14 protein-coding genes are annotated in these 14,423 nt (G+C 49.5%); 2 read left to right on the top strand and 12 right to left on the bottom strand.

Going from position 1 to position 14,423, the window contains the following annotated elements; all coding sequences use genetic code 11:
- Positions 1-52: 52 nt before the first annotated feature.
- The 6 genes from CRO25_RS08235 to CRO25_RS08260 form a co-directional block, all read right to left on the bottom strand.
- A complete protein-coding gene (locus tag CRO25_RS08235) occupies positions 53-1,339 on the bottom strand; it encodes an MFS transporter (RefSeq protein ID WP_063563235.1) in 1,287 nt (428 codons plus the stop codon).
- A 188-nt stretch (positions 1,340-1,527) separates the two neighbouring features.
- Complete coding sequence (locus CRO25_RS08240; RefSeq protein WP_079694639.1) at positions 1,528-1,803, bottom strand: barstar family protein; 276 nt, start codon at positions 1,801-1,803, stop codon at positions 1,528-1,530.
- A gap of 17 nt (positions 1,804-1,820) precedes the next feature.
- Positions 1,821-2,261 (bottom strand): ribonuclease, encoded by a 441-nt coding sequence (locus tag CRO25_RS08245; RefSeq protein ID WP_079694640.1) that lies wholly within the window; start codon positions 2,259-2,261, stop codon positions 1,821-1,823.
- A gap of 286 nt (positions 2,262-2,547) precedes the next feature.
- Positions 2,548-3,555 carry a Gfo/Idh/MocA family protein gene (locus CRO25_RS08250; RefSeq protein ID WP_072732446.1) on the bottom strand — a complete coding sequence of 336 codons (1,008 nt, stop codon included), beginning with the start codon at positions 3,553-3,555 and terminating at the stop codon, positions 2,548-2,550.
- A gap of 2 nt (positions 3,556-3,557) precedes the next feature.
- On the bottom strand, positions 3,558-3,932 hold the full coding sequence (locus CRO25_RS08255) for a helix-turn-helix transcriptional regulator (RefSeq protein WP_063563231.1): 375 nt from the start codon (positions 3,930-3,932) through the stop codon (positions 3,558-3,560).
- 335 nt (positions 3,933-4,267) lie between these two features.
- Positions 4,268-5,413 (bottom strand): acyltransferase, encoded by a 1,146-nt coding sequence (locus tag CRO25_RS08260; RefSeq protein ID WP_079694641.1) that lies wholly within the window; start codon positions 5,411-5,413, stop codon positions 4,268-4,270.
- Between the two features lie 61 nt (positions 5,414-5,474).
- On the opposite strand from CRO25_RS08260, the gene CRO25_RS08265 reads away from it, so the two are divergent.
- Positions 5,475-5,885 (top strand): YidH family protein, encoded by a 411-nt coding sequence (locus CRO25_RS08265; RefSeq protein WP_063563228.1) that lies wholly within the window; start codon positions 5,475-5,477, stop codon positions 5,883-5,885.
- A 140-nt stretch (positions 5,886-6,025) separates the two neighbouring features.
- Here CRO25_RS08265 and CRO25_RS08270 read toward each other — a convergent pair whose 3' ends face one another.
- A complete protein-coding gene (locus CRO25_RS08270) occupies positions 6,026-6,628 on the bottom strand; it encodes a general stress protein (protein WP_079694642.1) in 603 nt (200 codons plus the stop codon).
- A 121-nt stretch (positions 6,629-6,749) separates the two neighbouring features.
- Between CRO25_RS08270 and CRO25_RS33255 the strand changes: the two genes are divergently transcribed.
- A complete protein-coding gene (locus CRO25_RS33255) occupies positions 6,750-6,902 on the top strand; it encodes a hypothetical protein (protein WP_170867772.1) in 153 nt (50 codons plus the stop codon).
- Here CRO25_RS33255 and hrpB read toward each other — a convergent pair.
- From hrpB to CRO25_RS08295, 5 genes are all read right to left on the bottom strand, one after another.
- Positions 6,886-9,402: an ATP-dependent helicase HrpB gene (gene hrpB / locus CRO25_RS08275; RefSeq protein WP_079694643.1), complete on the bottom strand. Its 2,517-nt coding sequence runs from the start codon at positions 9,400-9,402 to the stop codon at positions 6,886-6,888. The genes CRO25_RS33255 and hrpB overlap by 17 nt on opposite strands.
- 178 nt (positions 9,403-9,580) lie before the next feature.
- On the bottom strand, positions 9,581-10,387 hold the full coding sequence (locus CRO25_RS08280) for an SDR family NAD(P)-dependent oxidoreductase (protein WP_079694644.1): 807 nt from the start codon (positions 10,385-10,387) through the stop codon (positions 9,581-9,583).
- A gap of 188 nt (positions 10,388-10,575) precedes the next feature.
- Entirely contained in the window at positions 10,576-11,403 is an 828-nt protein-coding gene (locus CRO25_RS08285; protein ID WP_079694645.1) for a hypothetical protein, read from the bottom strand.
- 10 nt (positions 11,404-11,413) lie between these two features.
- Positions 11,414-12,166, bottom strand: a complete 753-nt coding sequence (locus CRO25_RS08290; protein ID WP_064639011.1) for a vWA domain-containing protein — start codon at positions 12,164-12,166, stop codon at positions 11,414-11,416.
- 33 nt (positions 12,167-12,199) lie between these two features.
- Positions 12,200-14,290, bottom strand: a complete 2,091-nt coding sequence (locus tag CRO25_RS08295; RefSeq protein WP_079694646.1) for a hypothetical protein — start codon at positions 14,288-14,290, stop codon at positions 12,200-12,202.
- Positions 14,291-14,423 lie beyond the last annotated feature (133 nt).

Raw genomic sequence — 14,423 nt, forward strand, 5'->3', positions numbered from 1 at the left:
GACAGGGTTTCGGTCAAAACAGGCTAGCGATAACACGTTTGAGGAAGCCTTTTTATAGAACGGTGCGGAAAGTCTTGCTTAGAAGCACCAAAACGGCTGACATGGCAAGCAAAACACCAAACACGATAAATAGAATCGGCAATGCCACCCAATCGGCAAGGGCTCCTGAAACCAAGCTACCTAATGGAGCAACACTCACGACGAGCATAGTTTGAAGGGCATACACTCTGCCAAGCATCTCGGAAGGCGTAACTTCCATGAGATAGGACGCAAGGGGTGTTGTAGCGAGTGGAATCCCCATACCCATCATCAGACAAAAGACAGCAGCAACAGGCAGCTGGTAGGACGTCATGTAAGCCGGGAGTGCGGTCATGGCATAACTGAGCCCCAACATGACAATGCCTACAATGACCAGCACACTTTTACGGTAATTCGATCCTCGATGAGACAGCCACAAGCCACTCAGTACCATGCCTGCCACAATCAGCCCACTGAGTAGACTTAATCCTCCCGCTCCGGCGTGCAACGTTTCAATGACATATGGCGTGCGAAGAACATTGAATGGCATCAGACAAAAGTTAACAAAGGCAAACAGAATGGAGACGATCAGTAACAACACATGTTTACGCATAAAATGAAAGGCTTCTGTCATTTCAGAGAATATACTTTTTCTTGCTGGAGGAGAATCAGATGAATCAAATGACGTATTATCATTGTTAGATGATGTTGAAGTTTTCGGGTACCCCACACGGCTCATCAGGAGTGCACTTAAGGCAAACAAGCCCGCATCGATCAATATCGTCCACGTGATCCCTGCCGTTGCAATTAACGTTCCCGCCACTGCAAGTCCTGCGAGTTCTGCAACCCGGGTTGCAGATGATGCCATGGCATTACCAGACAGCAGCATTGATTTGGGAAGTAATCGCGGTACAGTGGATACCTCAGCGGGTGACGCGAAACATTCCAGAAGGGAATTCAGAATGGTGATGACGAACAGATGCCAGACTTGCAGCTCACCCAGACCAAACAATAGTGCTGTAATGCCAACAAATAAGCCTCGACCAGTATTCGTGAGCACAATCACCTTTTTGGGCGACATGCGATCAACCAGTGCGCCGACAAACAGCCCCAGAAAGATACTTGGCAAAAAGTTAACTGCCAGCAGTGTTCCCATCAGCAGCTTTGAACCTGTCAAAATGTACACCATCCAGCTATAGGCAATGGAATCAATCGAATCGCCGAATCTGGATACTACCTTGCTCACCATAAACTGCACATACGGTTTAATCCGAATTAATTCCCCGATCCCTTGTTTGCGTGCGACTGTACCTTCGCTCATGATTACTCCGCCTCTCAACGTGAAAATATTTTTAATGTTAATTTTATTTTAACGTATGATATGCGAAAATCAACCCTTTCGTGAAAATATTTTTAACGTTGTGTATATCCCTATAAACACAAAAAAACAGACCGAAGGGTCTGTTCTCTTTGCACCAAAATTTGCTGCTATGATTCGTAGTTCATGTACTAGTCCTCAGTCTTGAATTGAAATCCGATACTCTCTTCTTCTGCCTCCAGCATCAACTGGTATACCATCTCTGCTTCACTACCCAGCCGTTTCTTGCTGATCTGGTAGTTCGTCCAGGTTAATTCAAGCGGCAGCTCAATCATGCCTGTAAGGCAGTCCCACAAGGCGTCCAGATTTGCACCGTAAAAGTCTGGCAGTTCAAGCTTTTGCTTCAATAGCTCATGCAGTTCTGTTGTGCTGTAAAAGTCCTCACCGTTAAGTACTACCCTCTTCATGTCTGTCCTGTCCTTCCTTATTTCAAGCGAGTAAAGGATGCATAGTGGTCTGTCGTTTTGTAAATCAAGCCGTCACTGGAATACAGGATGCGGTCCGAATTACGGAAACCGGAAGTGTAGTTGATATCCGCTTCACGCCAAGTACGGCCACTCGCTGCTGGAAGCAAGCCTTCCCGGTTGCTAAACACGTCTCCACCGATACTTTTGCCCGGAGCAACCGTAGCGAGGTTGCCTTGAGAAGAAACCCAGCCTAGTGCCGTTGCCTGTGCTTTGGTAATGTAGTTACTTGGCAGTTGCCCGTTGGCGCTGAGATAGTTGGCTACACCAGTAAACGTATTGATAATGGTACACGTTGCAGCTGAAGCCTTCTGTTGTCCAACCGGAGCGATCTGTGAACCTGTGAAGAAAACAATCGTCAACATAACCGCGAGCAGAGCCGTAGACAAAAACTTTTTCATAAATTCGCCTCCCAATGACTTAAAATGGATGAACGTTGCCACTATGTAAGTGATATGAGATGTAAATTCTGCCAGGATGTACGTTCTGCTAGATTATAGTGAACAAGCCATCTATTTACTATTTATATCACATCATTTTGGAGGAAAGATCAAATTCAACTGCTATTTTTGTAAAAATATATAAATATAACATTTAAATATAAAAAAAGACTCACATCCCGGGGGATGGAGTCTGCCATTTCGATCATTTCCTATCATCTAACATGCTAGCATGTTAGCTCCTGCTTTAATCCACTAACTGCACCCGTTGACGGGTTCGCGCCGATTCTAGGCATGCATCAATGACACGCATATTCTGAATGGTATTTTGCGGACTGAACGGTAGCGCTTTTCCTTCAAGCACTGCGGCTGCAAAGGTCTCCACCTGCAAAACATAGGAGTTGGATACCGATACACGTTCCTCACGGCTGACGGAATCGGTGTGCACGATAATCTGTGGTGGAATATCACTATTCTCCCAGCCGAACACCTTAGGAAGTTCAATCCGCCCATCGGTACCGAGAATCTCCATCTCGGCTCGTCCAGAGGCCCACATGCCGCAGTCAAACGTTAATGCTACTGAATTGGGAAACTCCACAAGACCTGAAGCCATCATATCGACGCCATCATGCTCTTCCGAAAATAGAGCGTGTACCGTTACCGCTTCCGGCTCCTGCCCCAGATACATGCGGGCTGCAGAGATTGGATATACGCCAAGATCAAATAATGATCCTCCGCCCATCTCCCTTTTGAACCTTACATTGTCTTTGTCGTCAGCGGTATTACAGGTGAAGTTGCCATGGAGGGCTCTGACCGTACCAATCTCCCCACTGGCTATTATCTCTTGCACACGTCTATGCTTGGGATGGTATCGATACATAATGGCTTCTGCAAATAGTACGCCGTGCTGTTGACATACCTCAATCATTTCCGCCGCTTCATCTGAATTCAGAGCAGCCGGTTTCTCACATAATACATGTTTTCCAGCCTGAGCAGCCTTAATCGTCCACTCCTTATGCATATGGTTCGGCAGAGGAATATACACAGCTTCAATATCCGGGTCCGCAATGAGTTCATCATAGCTGCCATACGCTCTGGCAATGTCGAGTTCATTCGCAAGAGCTTCCGCCTTCTCCTTGCTGCGGCTGGCTATCGCCAAGACCTCACCCCGTTCGGATTGTTGAATCGCCGGAATGACTGCATTTTTCGCTATTGTAGATGTACCAAGTACACCCCACTGTAAGTGTCTGTCCATGCTTATCTTCCTTTCACTCCGTAATTGTCCTCTTCTGCCTTGTGTAACATGCCGAGACAACGATCGAGATCGGCCTTAACCTGTTTTTTATATAATTCGGCTTTCTCCGCACCATCATCCGTGAAGTGATATAAAACGATTTCCTGAAAATCGACTTTGGGATCACTGCCCTTCAGCTTCTTTGTACGATAAAAAACACCCTGTTGAACCAATTCATGCAGCGCCCGGTATATCTCGCTCTGGGGTGGTACATAACCGTAGGCTTTGAATTCCTGCTTCATGGCCTCCAGCATTTCATAGCCGTATCCCCTATGCTGTTCAACCATCGTAATCAGATACAGCTTAATAAATGCCCGCTGCGCAATCATAAAAGCCACGTTCATTCCCCTCCTGTCAGCTCTATATATCTAGTATTATAAAACTTATGTTCCCCTTCTGCCATCTTTATCCGTCTTTCTCCCTTTAATCCATGGGCGTTGGAAGGCAAGAAGGAGAAATGATGGATAGGCAGGACGTAAGGTAGAGCGGGATTTGAGGTTTTCTGTTATGAATTTTTCAGGTAATGAAATTTTAAAATTTATTTCAAAAGTGTTCGTCGTGGTATTGGCGTCACTTTTATTTTCAGGTTACTGCCTTCATTTTTATCGACCCTCTTTATCGGTCCTCAACTCACTGTTGTTCTGAATTTTTCATATAATGATGTATTCACCTGTTAATCAGGTTTGGACTTCGGTACAGTTCCCACAATCCACTTGCCCCAGCTTACGCGGGAGATGAGCCATGTGAGTACACAGGATAACGTAAGCGCCAGCAACCAGGTGATGATCATGCGTACTACGGGGTTTAAACCCAATGTCACATAAAACTGTTCATCCGGAATGTAGCTGTAGCGCAACATCAGCATATGCATCAGGTAGCCCCCGTATGAACCCCCGCCAATCCACGCCAGCAATCGTGTTACTCTGATATTGTGGAGCTTGCCAGCCAGCTGGTACATCACCATGATGGAAGGTATGAGGAATAAGATCATATCCGGCCGGATGAGACTGACGGTATAGAACGTAATCTGTATGCCCTCCGGCTTCTGGAACTCCTGCATTAACTTATATATAAACCGAAGACCAAGGACTATAAACACGGTCCAATATCCCCAGCGCAAACGTTGAATCCACTCATTCCAGCGTTGAACCGATAGCCCGGCTGCCGCACCAAGCACAAAATAAAAAAAGAAATACAGAAAATTTCGATCGGCATAGGTTGTAAAGGCATCGGTCAGCACCGGGACATTCAACCATTCCATGAACCTGGCGATATTTCGCAATTGATCCGCGAGCACAAGATACACCACACCGGAAATCAGAAGAGCTATTGTGCGCCCCTTCGCCTCATATCGTTTATAGACATAACGGATTGCCCGCAAAAACAGGGGAAACAACAGATAAAACTGAATAAGCATAATAATGTACCAAAAATGCGAGGTCGTCTTACCCGTGATTAATTTTAAACCAAGGTCAGGAATATCCTGCCAACCAAATCCGTTCCAGCCGCGAGGCGCGAGTGTGAAGTAGATCAGTGACCAAATAATATAGGGGACGATTACATCGGTTAATCGCTTTTGCATGAAACGTCCATAATTCAACTTGTCTCCTGTATTATAGAAAAGCACCATGCCTGTGATAAAAATAAATAGAGGTACTGCAAATTTGGACAGCATCAGCAGGATGGCGAGCAATACGCCATCTTCCAGTCCCGCTTCTGGGACCAGGGAATAATGTGCTATGGAGTGCTGAAGGACGACCGCCGCAAAAGCAATTCCCCTCAGACTCTCGATTTCTGTAATTCGTTCTTTACGAGGCATAACAGACAGCCTCCTTTCTTGGTTTTGCCATGAAAACGACGTACAATGAAGCCATATATTGATGAACGGGGTGATTCACATCTCAGATACAGACCAAGACATAACTACCATTGACTCCAAATATGTACAACAGCATCTGGCTAACGAGCGGACCTTTCTGGCTTGGGTTCGTACCGGCATTGCCATGGTTGGCATTGGCTTTCTCGCAGCTGGCTTCGGCTTCAGTTCAACGGCCTATGATCGGATGGCCCATATCGCAGCAATCATCATTGGTATTACTTCCTTAGTCAGCGGCATTCTGATCATCCTGTGTTCTGCAGCCGCTTACCACCGAAAACGCAATCAGATTAATTCACAAACATTCCAGGCATCCACGAAATTAATTCGGTTCCTGACACTGATGTTGCTGGTGATTGGACTGGCCCTGGCCGTATTACTGTATGTATTGTTATTCCCTGCTTGGCAGGTTTAACACCTGAACCTCTGACGTTCATTTATGCATCATACACAGGAACAAAAGCCGGCTTCCTCTAAGGAAACCGGCTGATGACCACCTGGTGGTTCACATATATCATTCCAGTTGAAGAATCCTGTCTTTGGTGATCCGATTTATTATAGAAAAGTATTGTTGCCAAGTCGAGCGGCCTTATCCCGAGCTTCCAATCTTTGATTTTCCATATCGAGATCCGTGCGCTCAACCGTAACATCATCCCGATTGACATCGATTCTGTCCCGGTTCACATAACTGTTACTGCTGAACACGTCATAAACATCCGTGTCCCGATCCGTAGAGTCCACGAGTAGCAGGATTTTACCACTTTGCACGTATTCCTCATACTGCCTTGCATCCTCTTCCGGAATGCCGAGACCCACGAGTCCACCTACAAGTCCGCCTGCTCCTGCACCTACAGCTGCACCCGTAAAGACTGCGGCAATAGGGCCTGCCGCCAGAATAGGACCGATGCCCGGAATCGCCAATGCTCCAATGCCAGCGAGCAATCCAGCTACTCCACCTAGCACTCCGCCTGTTGCCGCACCTGCAGCTACACCTTCGGGTGCTTTTGTACCCGTCTCTTCGCGAATGGCCTTCAGTTCATCCCGATCCTGTGTAACTACCGAGATTTCATCTGAAGTAAATCCTTGCGCTTTCAGTCCCTCGATTGCGGATGATGCCTCACGTTCTGTATTAAACACACCTACGATTTTCTTCTGCATAGTGAATCCCTCCTCATCTAATTGAGTGGTTCGCTATGTTATTACCCGCTTTGTTTTCTTTCAAACGCTTCCACCACAATATCTTATCCTTGAAGGCCTAGGAGGATGGCCGACCATTGATATGCAGCGAGTCACCGCGCTAGGACCTGCACGTGGTTCGTTAGTGCTCAAAACGCCTGATCCGCCGATCGCATACTCGCCCATTCAGAGCACGTTCAGACCCAACTTTCAGACCGAGGCTGGCAAACACATTCTAGCTAAACTCGTGGTTTAGCTCGGTTAGTAGCAATCGCTTCCAGCGGGTCATCCGGCCAATAATGCTTGGGATAACGACCTTTCAAGTCTTTCTTGACCTCAAAATAAGTTTCCCGCCAAAAGTTCGCCAGATCTCGTGTGACCTGTACAGGCCGCTGCGCCGGGGAAAGCAAATGTATGGTCAGTGGTACTCGACCACCGCCAATACGCGGGGTCTCCTGCTGTCCAAACATCTCCTGCAGTCTCACCGCGAGTGTAGGATCTTCGGGTCGGCTATAGTCCACCGGAATACGTGAACCACTAGGCACCTGTATATGTGTAGGAGCTTCACGATCCAATTGCTGTCGCTGTTCCCAGCTCAGTCCGCCGAGCAGCACATCCTGCATCGACAATCTCTTGAGATCCGCAGCAGATCGCATACCTGTCAAAAAAGGGCTGAGATGTTCTGCCAGTTCTTCGGTCAGATGATCTTCGATAAGATCAGGCCATTCTGGCAAATGATGATGCAAAAAGCGCATCCTGTCCGCCAGCTGTCGCGATGATTTTGTCCAGGGCAGGCAATCCAGCCCCTCGATACGTATTCCTGAGAGTAATGCTTCGAGCACCTGGTCTTCGGGTGGCTGCGCAATACTGTTCTCTTTCAACGTAATGGCTCCAATTTGCAGCCTTCTATGTGCTCGCACACTGCGGGTGTTTCGGTCCCAGGCCACTTGAACTTCTTCATGCAACAGATGTGGACCAAAGTCCAGCAATCTCTTCTCCTGCACTGGCGCAGCCAGCAGGATGCGCGCATCCGCGCCCTGGTCGTCGGCTTCAGCTGCGACCAGATAGGCTGAACGGCTCAGCGATTCTGTCGCTGCGAGCCGTACCCCACGGCCGCTGCTCAGCAGATAGCGGCCGTCCTCCCGGCGTTGCCCGATCCGGTCCGGATAAGCGAAGGACAGCAGCCATCCGCAGCTGTCCTCATCCGGCCGTACCGGATCGGCCGCCGGGCCGAGCGCCGAGCGCAGCTGGCGGCTCTCCTGGAGCATGCGGCGCACGGCAGCACCGTCTGCGACAGACGCTGCCGCTTGCGGCATGCCGCTGCTGTCCGCAGTCAGCAGCGCTTCCACGCGCGGGCGCAAATCGGTGCCCGCGCCTGCACTGCCACTGCTGAGGAGGCCGGCAGGCTCCTGCAGCAGTGCCGCCAGCATGCTGGCGTAGCTGGCCAGCCCAAGCTCCGCCGCGCGGAGCAGCATGCTGGCCAGTCGCGGATGCACGCCAAGCGTGTTCATCCGCCGCCCGAAGGGCGTGATGCGGCCTGCATCATCCAGGCCGCCCAGCTGGCGCAGCAGCGCCTGTGCCTGGCCGTAGGCTGCGGCAGGCGGGGTGTCCAGCCACTGCAGCTCTGCAGGGGACTGGACACCCCAGGCGGCAAGCTCCAGCGCCAGCGGCGCAAGGTCCGCGGAGGCAATCTCCGGCTTTGCTGCCTCAGGCAGTACGCCATGGGCCTCTTCGCTCCATAGCCGGTAACACACGCCCGGTGCAATTCGCCCCGCGCGCCCCCGCCGCTGATCGGCTGACGCCTTGGACACCGGCAGGGTGACGAGCCGACTCATGCCGGTCCGCGGCGAGAATACCGAGGCACGGCTCAGTCCCGCATCCACCACGACTTTAACTCCAGCCAAGGTAAGACTGGATTCAGCAATGGACGTGGACAGTACAACCTTCCGTTTTCCTTCATCTGCGGGTCGCACAGCTTCATCCTGCCCTTCTACAGGCATGCTGCCATATAGAGCATGCACCTCAACATGAGCAGGAAGAATGAGGTTTGACAGCTCTCGCTCTGTGCGATGAATTTCTTTTGCGCCCGGTAGGAAAACCAGCACATCCCCTTCCTGTTCTAACAGTGCCCTAACAACAGCCTGAGCTGTAAAAGTCTCGATCTGCTCGGATACCGGTTTGGATACATATCGGGTTTCCACCGGAAACGTTCGTCCAGGACAGGCAATCCATTTCGTCCCCTCACCAAGCAGCGCACAGACAGGAACAGGGTCCAGCGTGGCCGACATCACCAGCAGTTTCAGATCAGGACGCAGCATGGCCCGGGATTCAAGCGCAAGCGCCAGACCAAGGTCACCATGCAGATGCCGCTCATGAAATTCATCAAAGATAATCATCGCCGTGTCTTCCAGGCCCTGGTCCTGTTGAAGCATCCGGGTCAATACACCCTCCGTCACCACTTCTATGCGAGTGGATTGACTTACACGCGTATCCATCCGCACCCGATACCCTACGGTCTGTCCTGCTTTTTCACCTAGTGAAGCTGCCATTCGTGCAGCTGCCGAGCGAGCGGCGAGTCTGCGGGGCTCCAGCATAATGATTTTCCGTCCAGTAACCCATGGCTCCTCCAGCAGTGCCAGCGGTACTACGGTCGTTTTACCCGCACCCGGCTCCGCAATTAACACACCTGTATCCTTCTCCTGAAATAACTGCCTTAGTTCAGGAATAATCTGTTGTATCGGTAAATCCGTCTTCATCTCATCTCTCCTAATTAATGTTCCACGTGTCTATTCGAATGTTAGCATTATAACAAAAAAAGCCGTTCCAGAGGAACGACTTCATACATACATCCATTTCAACATTTTACATCCTTCCATTTAACTCGCTCACAACGCTGATTGAAAGTAGCTCTATGGATGAATACAAAATGCTCATTTAGCTCAGCAGCGACTCTGCACCGTCAATGACAATTTCCGCACCTGTGATATGTCTGGACTCCGCAGAAGCCAGGAACGCTACCAGATCAGCGACGTGCTCTGGCTGACCCGGTCCGTCCGCAAGCGGTTGCTGGCCTTCCGGGAATTCCATTGGAATGACAATTTGCTGCAACTCATCCGTTTTGACCGTACTTTGGTCAATATTCGTTGCAATCGCTCCAGGACAGATGACATTGACACGAATCTTGAACTTCGCCAATTCCAGCGCAGCCATCTTCGCAAAAGCAACTTGCCCCGCCTTAGATGTACTGTACGCCGACATGCCGAAGCTGGAGAAGCGCTGATTACCGTTAATGGAGCTCGTGATAATGATACTGCCCCCACCACGTTTCTTCATATGAGGCAGTGCATACTTGATCGTAAAAAAAGTACCGTTCAAATTGGTCGTAATAATCTGCTGCCAATCCTCAACCTGAATTTCCTCAATCGGTGCCGATACACCATTAATACCTGCGTTGGCAAAAACGATATCCAGACCGCCGAACAATTCGATAGTCTCCAGAACTGCTTTTTCCACCCGGGCAGGATCGGAAATATCTACATCGAATGCTCTTGCCGTACCTGCACGCAGCTTATTAATTTCGGCTTCCGTCTCCGAAATCCGATCATTAACCAGATCGAGCAGCGCAACATATGCTCCCTCACTCGCCAGTTTCAGCGCTGCCGCTTTACCAATCCCCGAACCAGCACCTGTAATAATGGCGACTTTACCTTCGAACCGTGACTTGCCGTTATGTTGTGTCATTATCCATTCCACTCCTTCTCGCTCAGTAATTATGTAAGAATGTACGTTCATGCCTATCTGTAAGTAGATTCTTCACAAGATTACCCAAAAAGAGTGTCTTTTAAATCAACATGGACAAGTTTTTTCGTAGGTGATGCTCACCCTTTTCAGCAGCATGATTAGGTCCTCCAGTTATGCTTCACCCGACCTCACCATTCCAACTCAATGAAAGCGGCATCATCTTCAAGCCCGCCCGTATGCCTTGCATCCAGCAGCACCTGGATGTGCTCATCCGGAATATAAGCCTGGATCGCATCCAGGTCATTGAGACCGTCTGTGTACATTTGCAGACGTATCGCTTCATTAGCAGGCATTTTTGCCTCATAGATATGCGGTTGGCCACCCACTGGTCCCTCCAGTGTAGACCAACGTTCATTCGTACGGCAGTTCATCAGAAATGCAGCCGATTGTTCTTGACCGTTACGCCAAAGACGGATGCGGGAGTCCCCTTGCCAGGCTAGCCATACTTTGCATTTTCGATTGCCTGCCGAGAGCTCGATGCGTCCACACACATACATGGCCTGACTTCCCTTGCTCCGCTTCTCCATCAGCACTTCCCGCAGCAGTACAGGGGAGTTTTCCAAAGGCTGCAGCTTCTCCAGCTGTTCGGATGCTGGACGGGTCAAATCATGAAGCAAACTTTCCATAGCCTCCAAAGAAGGATGATTAGTCGTTTCCAGCCATTCCAGCAAGGCGTTCCCCAGAAAGCGTGCAGCAAAATCACCAAGGTAACTCATGCCTACCCCATCACATAATACGAAAGTACACACATTACCATTCATGCGAACAGCAGCAAAATCCTGTCCGGTGTCTCCCTGATTAACGGTCTCCGCCGCTCTTCCATAACCGTACCTGCACTTGAATGTACCTTGATAACGGGTCAGCGGCTGTTCCCCTGTCTGGACACTCACATAGCGAAAGTTGCCCTGATGATGTTCCACACGGCTTCCCTTATCTCCAGCAGACAATGTTTTCATGATTCCCCTCCTATCTCACAGGCGTAGCAGCGGACATCTGAAACCCGATGGATACCAGTTCTGCACAAGTACCAGGAAGCATCATCAATGCACCAGGTGAAAGCAAATAATCTGCCTCAACCAGCATTTCACGATAACTTTCCGGCAGAACCGAGGACATATTGCGCAGCTTCTCCCCATGTTCATCCTGAAGGACCGTCTCCTGGGATATTCCCTTCCATCTTCGGGGCTCCGGAATAGGGCCTTCCAGCAGATGATCGGAAATAAAAATATTCTCGACGAGTACATTGCCATCAGGCACACTCATACCCATAATTCTTTTGGCAATAGGCTCCGGATCTTCACCTGTAGCTACCCCATCAGTCATATGACATACAAGCGGCGCAGGACAATCTTGCATATTGGGAATTTCAGCCTGTAGAATCTTCTCGGCTTGCAGGAAAGCCTTCGCTGAATCCGAGAATCTTTTCGGCGTTAAGTCCGGCAACGAACCCACAGCAGCAATCTCGTCGATGCCCTTAATCCCGTTCAACAGATCGTACACATCATCGCTGTATGCCAGAATCGCGATCCTGTAACGGGGTGTCAATCGGTTTCCCTTGGTCGAACGAAACACCATTTGGCGAATAGCCAGAGATAAGGCATCATAGACGACATCAATCCGCCGACGGTTGTCCAGAACCATATTCATGGAGGCGCTAATATCAATTAAATAGATAATCAGTGCAGGTGTGCGCTGGGATGCTTGAATTGTGTAGTTCATCTGGGATGTGTCACCTCCGTCTTTCACATTATTTTACAAGTTGGGTAAGGTATAATCCGTATTGCTTAGGAATTTATTGATCGCATTCATTCGTGCTGCCACTTTACCGACACCTTTGAAATAGGTCGCGTCGGTGTTGTACAGATTTTTGAAATCACGCGCGTATGATTCCGCATTCTCAATTTTTCTGCCTTTTTGCGCATTATACGTTTTATTGTAATGGGCAATCAGTGTGACGACATTCTGGGCACGTTTTTTCTTGAGCGCAGCTTTCTGGGCTACTTCCTGTTTGCGTTGAGCCTCGGCTGCTGCCTTACGCTCGGCTTCCTGCTTCGCAATTTTAGCGTCATTTTCTTTTTTCCAGACTAGATAGGCTTCATATTTTACCTGTTTGTCGTACTTTTCCTGTTCAGCCTTCTTGGCTGCTTCAAGCTTCTCTTGTTTCTGCTTGGCAAGATAAGCCTCATATTTCGCTTGCTTATCATACTTGGCCTGAAGCGCTTTACGCTCTTCTTCTTTCTTCTTGGCCTCTGCCTGCTTTTTCTCCGCTTCAGCCAGCTTTTTCTTTTCCTCTGCATCAAGTTTCGCCGCATCTGCTTCTTTTTGTTTCTTTTCTTCTTCCTGCTGCTTCAGAGCAGTCACCCTCGCAGCTTCGGCCTCTTCCGCAGCCTTTAGTTCGGCCTGCTTGGCAGCCGCCTCCTGCTCCTTCTGTTTAACCTCGGCCTGATCAGCCAATATTTTAACCGTTGGCACGCTTCCAGCTAACAGAACAATCAGCACAGCCGAAGAAATCATAAACTTTTTGGATCGGTAAAAAGGAATCTTGGCTGGCTGAGCTGCATCATCATGCTTGGGATTTAGCTTCGCGTCCAGCTCTTGAATCGCAGCCTCAACTTCCATCTGCATCGCACTGTTATCCGGAATGAAATGATGTAGTGAACGATACACTTCGAGCGCCGCAGCCGGTTTGCCTTCATTCTCCAATGCTCTCGCCTGAAGGAAGAGACGATTCACTACCGCTTCCTGACCAGGAGAAGGTTCCACAGCGGGCACGTTCTGATCCGTATTTCCCTGCTTATCCGATATACCGCTTGCTGCTCCTGTCCCTTTGATCTGGTTCGTCTCGACTGCATTTGTCTGGTCTGAAGCCTTGACTTCAGATTCTACAACAGATGCTGCACTTGCCAGATGGATGTCCACAGCAGCCAGCGCCACAAACCACTCGCCAAACGTAGGGCAACTGCTGAGATCATGACTCTCCCAGGCACGAATAAACAGATCGGACACCTTCGAGCCCCAGCGCTTCTGCAGCGACTCTCTCATGGCATAATAACGTTCATTTACTGTCTGCATTTCGTGCTGGTCAAAATAACTTTCTCCCCATGCTTTCTCCACAATCGCTGCATCAGACCAACTTAACATCTCAGCAATGATAACTGCTCCGGCAAAACGATCGGCATACGCACTCCACAAACCGCTGTGCACTGTCCGATGGGCCGCATACCCCGGTGAACCGGCAAGCAAAGCATCCGGACGATCCATTCTGGAACCATACATCTGCTCAACATCTACCAGTTCAACTGCTGAAACCCCTCTCAGGTTCTCCACTTCGGAAAAAAACGGAATCATCACATTGGGTGCGGACAAATCACAATGAGCCAGCCCACGCTGTTCCATGGCCGAGCCGATCCCGGCCAGAGCTCTCGCCAGCTTCAGACTCTCCTCTGCTGTCAGCTGCTTCTGATCGCTGATTACATCGAACCAGGTCAGACCATGTACCCACGGCATCAATACCGCGTACAACAGATCAGGATGTTCTCCAATGAGCGCTCCGTTTCTTTCCGGAGTGAGCACATCACGCTTGCATACCTGCAAACCTGGCAGTTCACTATAAGACTCCATATGCTCAGACTGATACACCATAGCCGGAATACGGAATTTAGGGAAAAATACTTTTAGTGCTTTGGCCCCACTTACGGAACCGTTACGGGGTAACAACTGATAGACGATACCCTGCCTTCCAGCTTGGGCGTAAGCCAGACCAGGTGCAGCCGGATGCTGCCCAATGATATAGGCAATGTCGTTAATCACCACTTCATCCCCGGGATTTGGTTGAAAAGACATGCTCATCCCTCTCTCTGTCATTCTGTCATAGTGCAACAAAAACCGGGTGTTGTGAAAACGCCCGGTTTTTGCTGTAGTTGTAAATCTTCAGCTTGCTTCCTGCATATGATTCTGGGCGAATTCGGATATGGAA

Origin of the sequence: Paenibacillus sp. RU5M (assembly GCF_900221055.1) — a bacterium.
Lineage (GTDB): Bacteria > Bacillota > Bacilli > Paenibacillales > Paenibacillaceae > Paenibacillus > Paenibacillus marchantiae.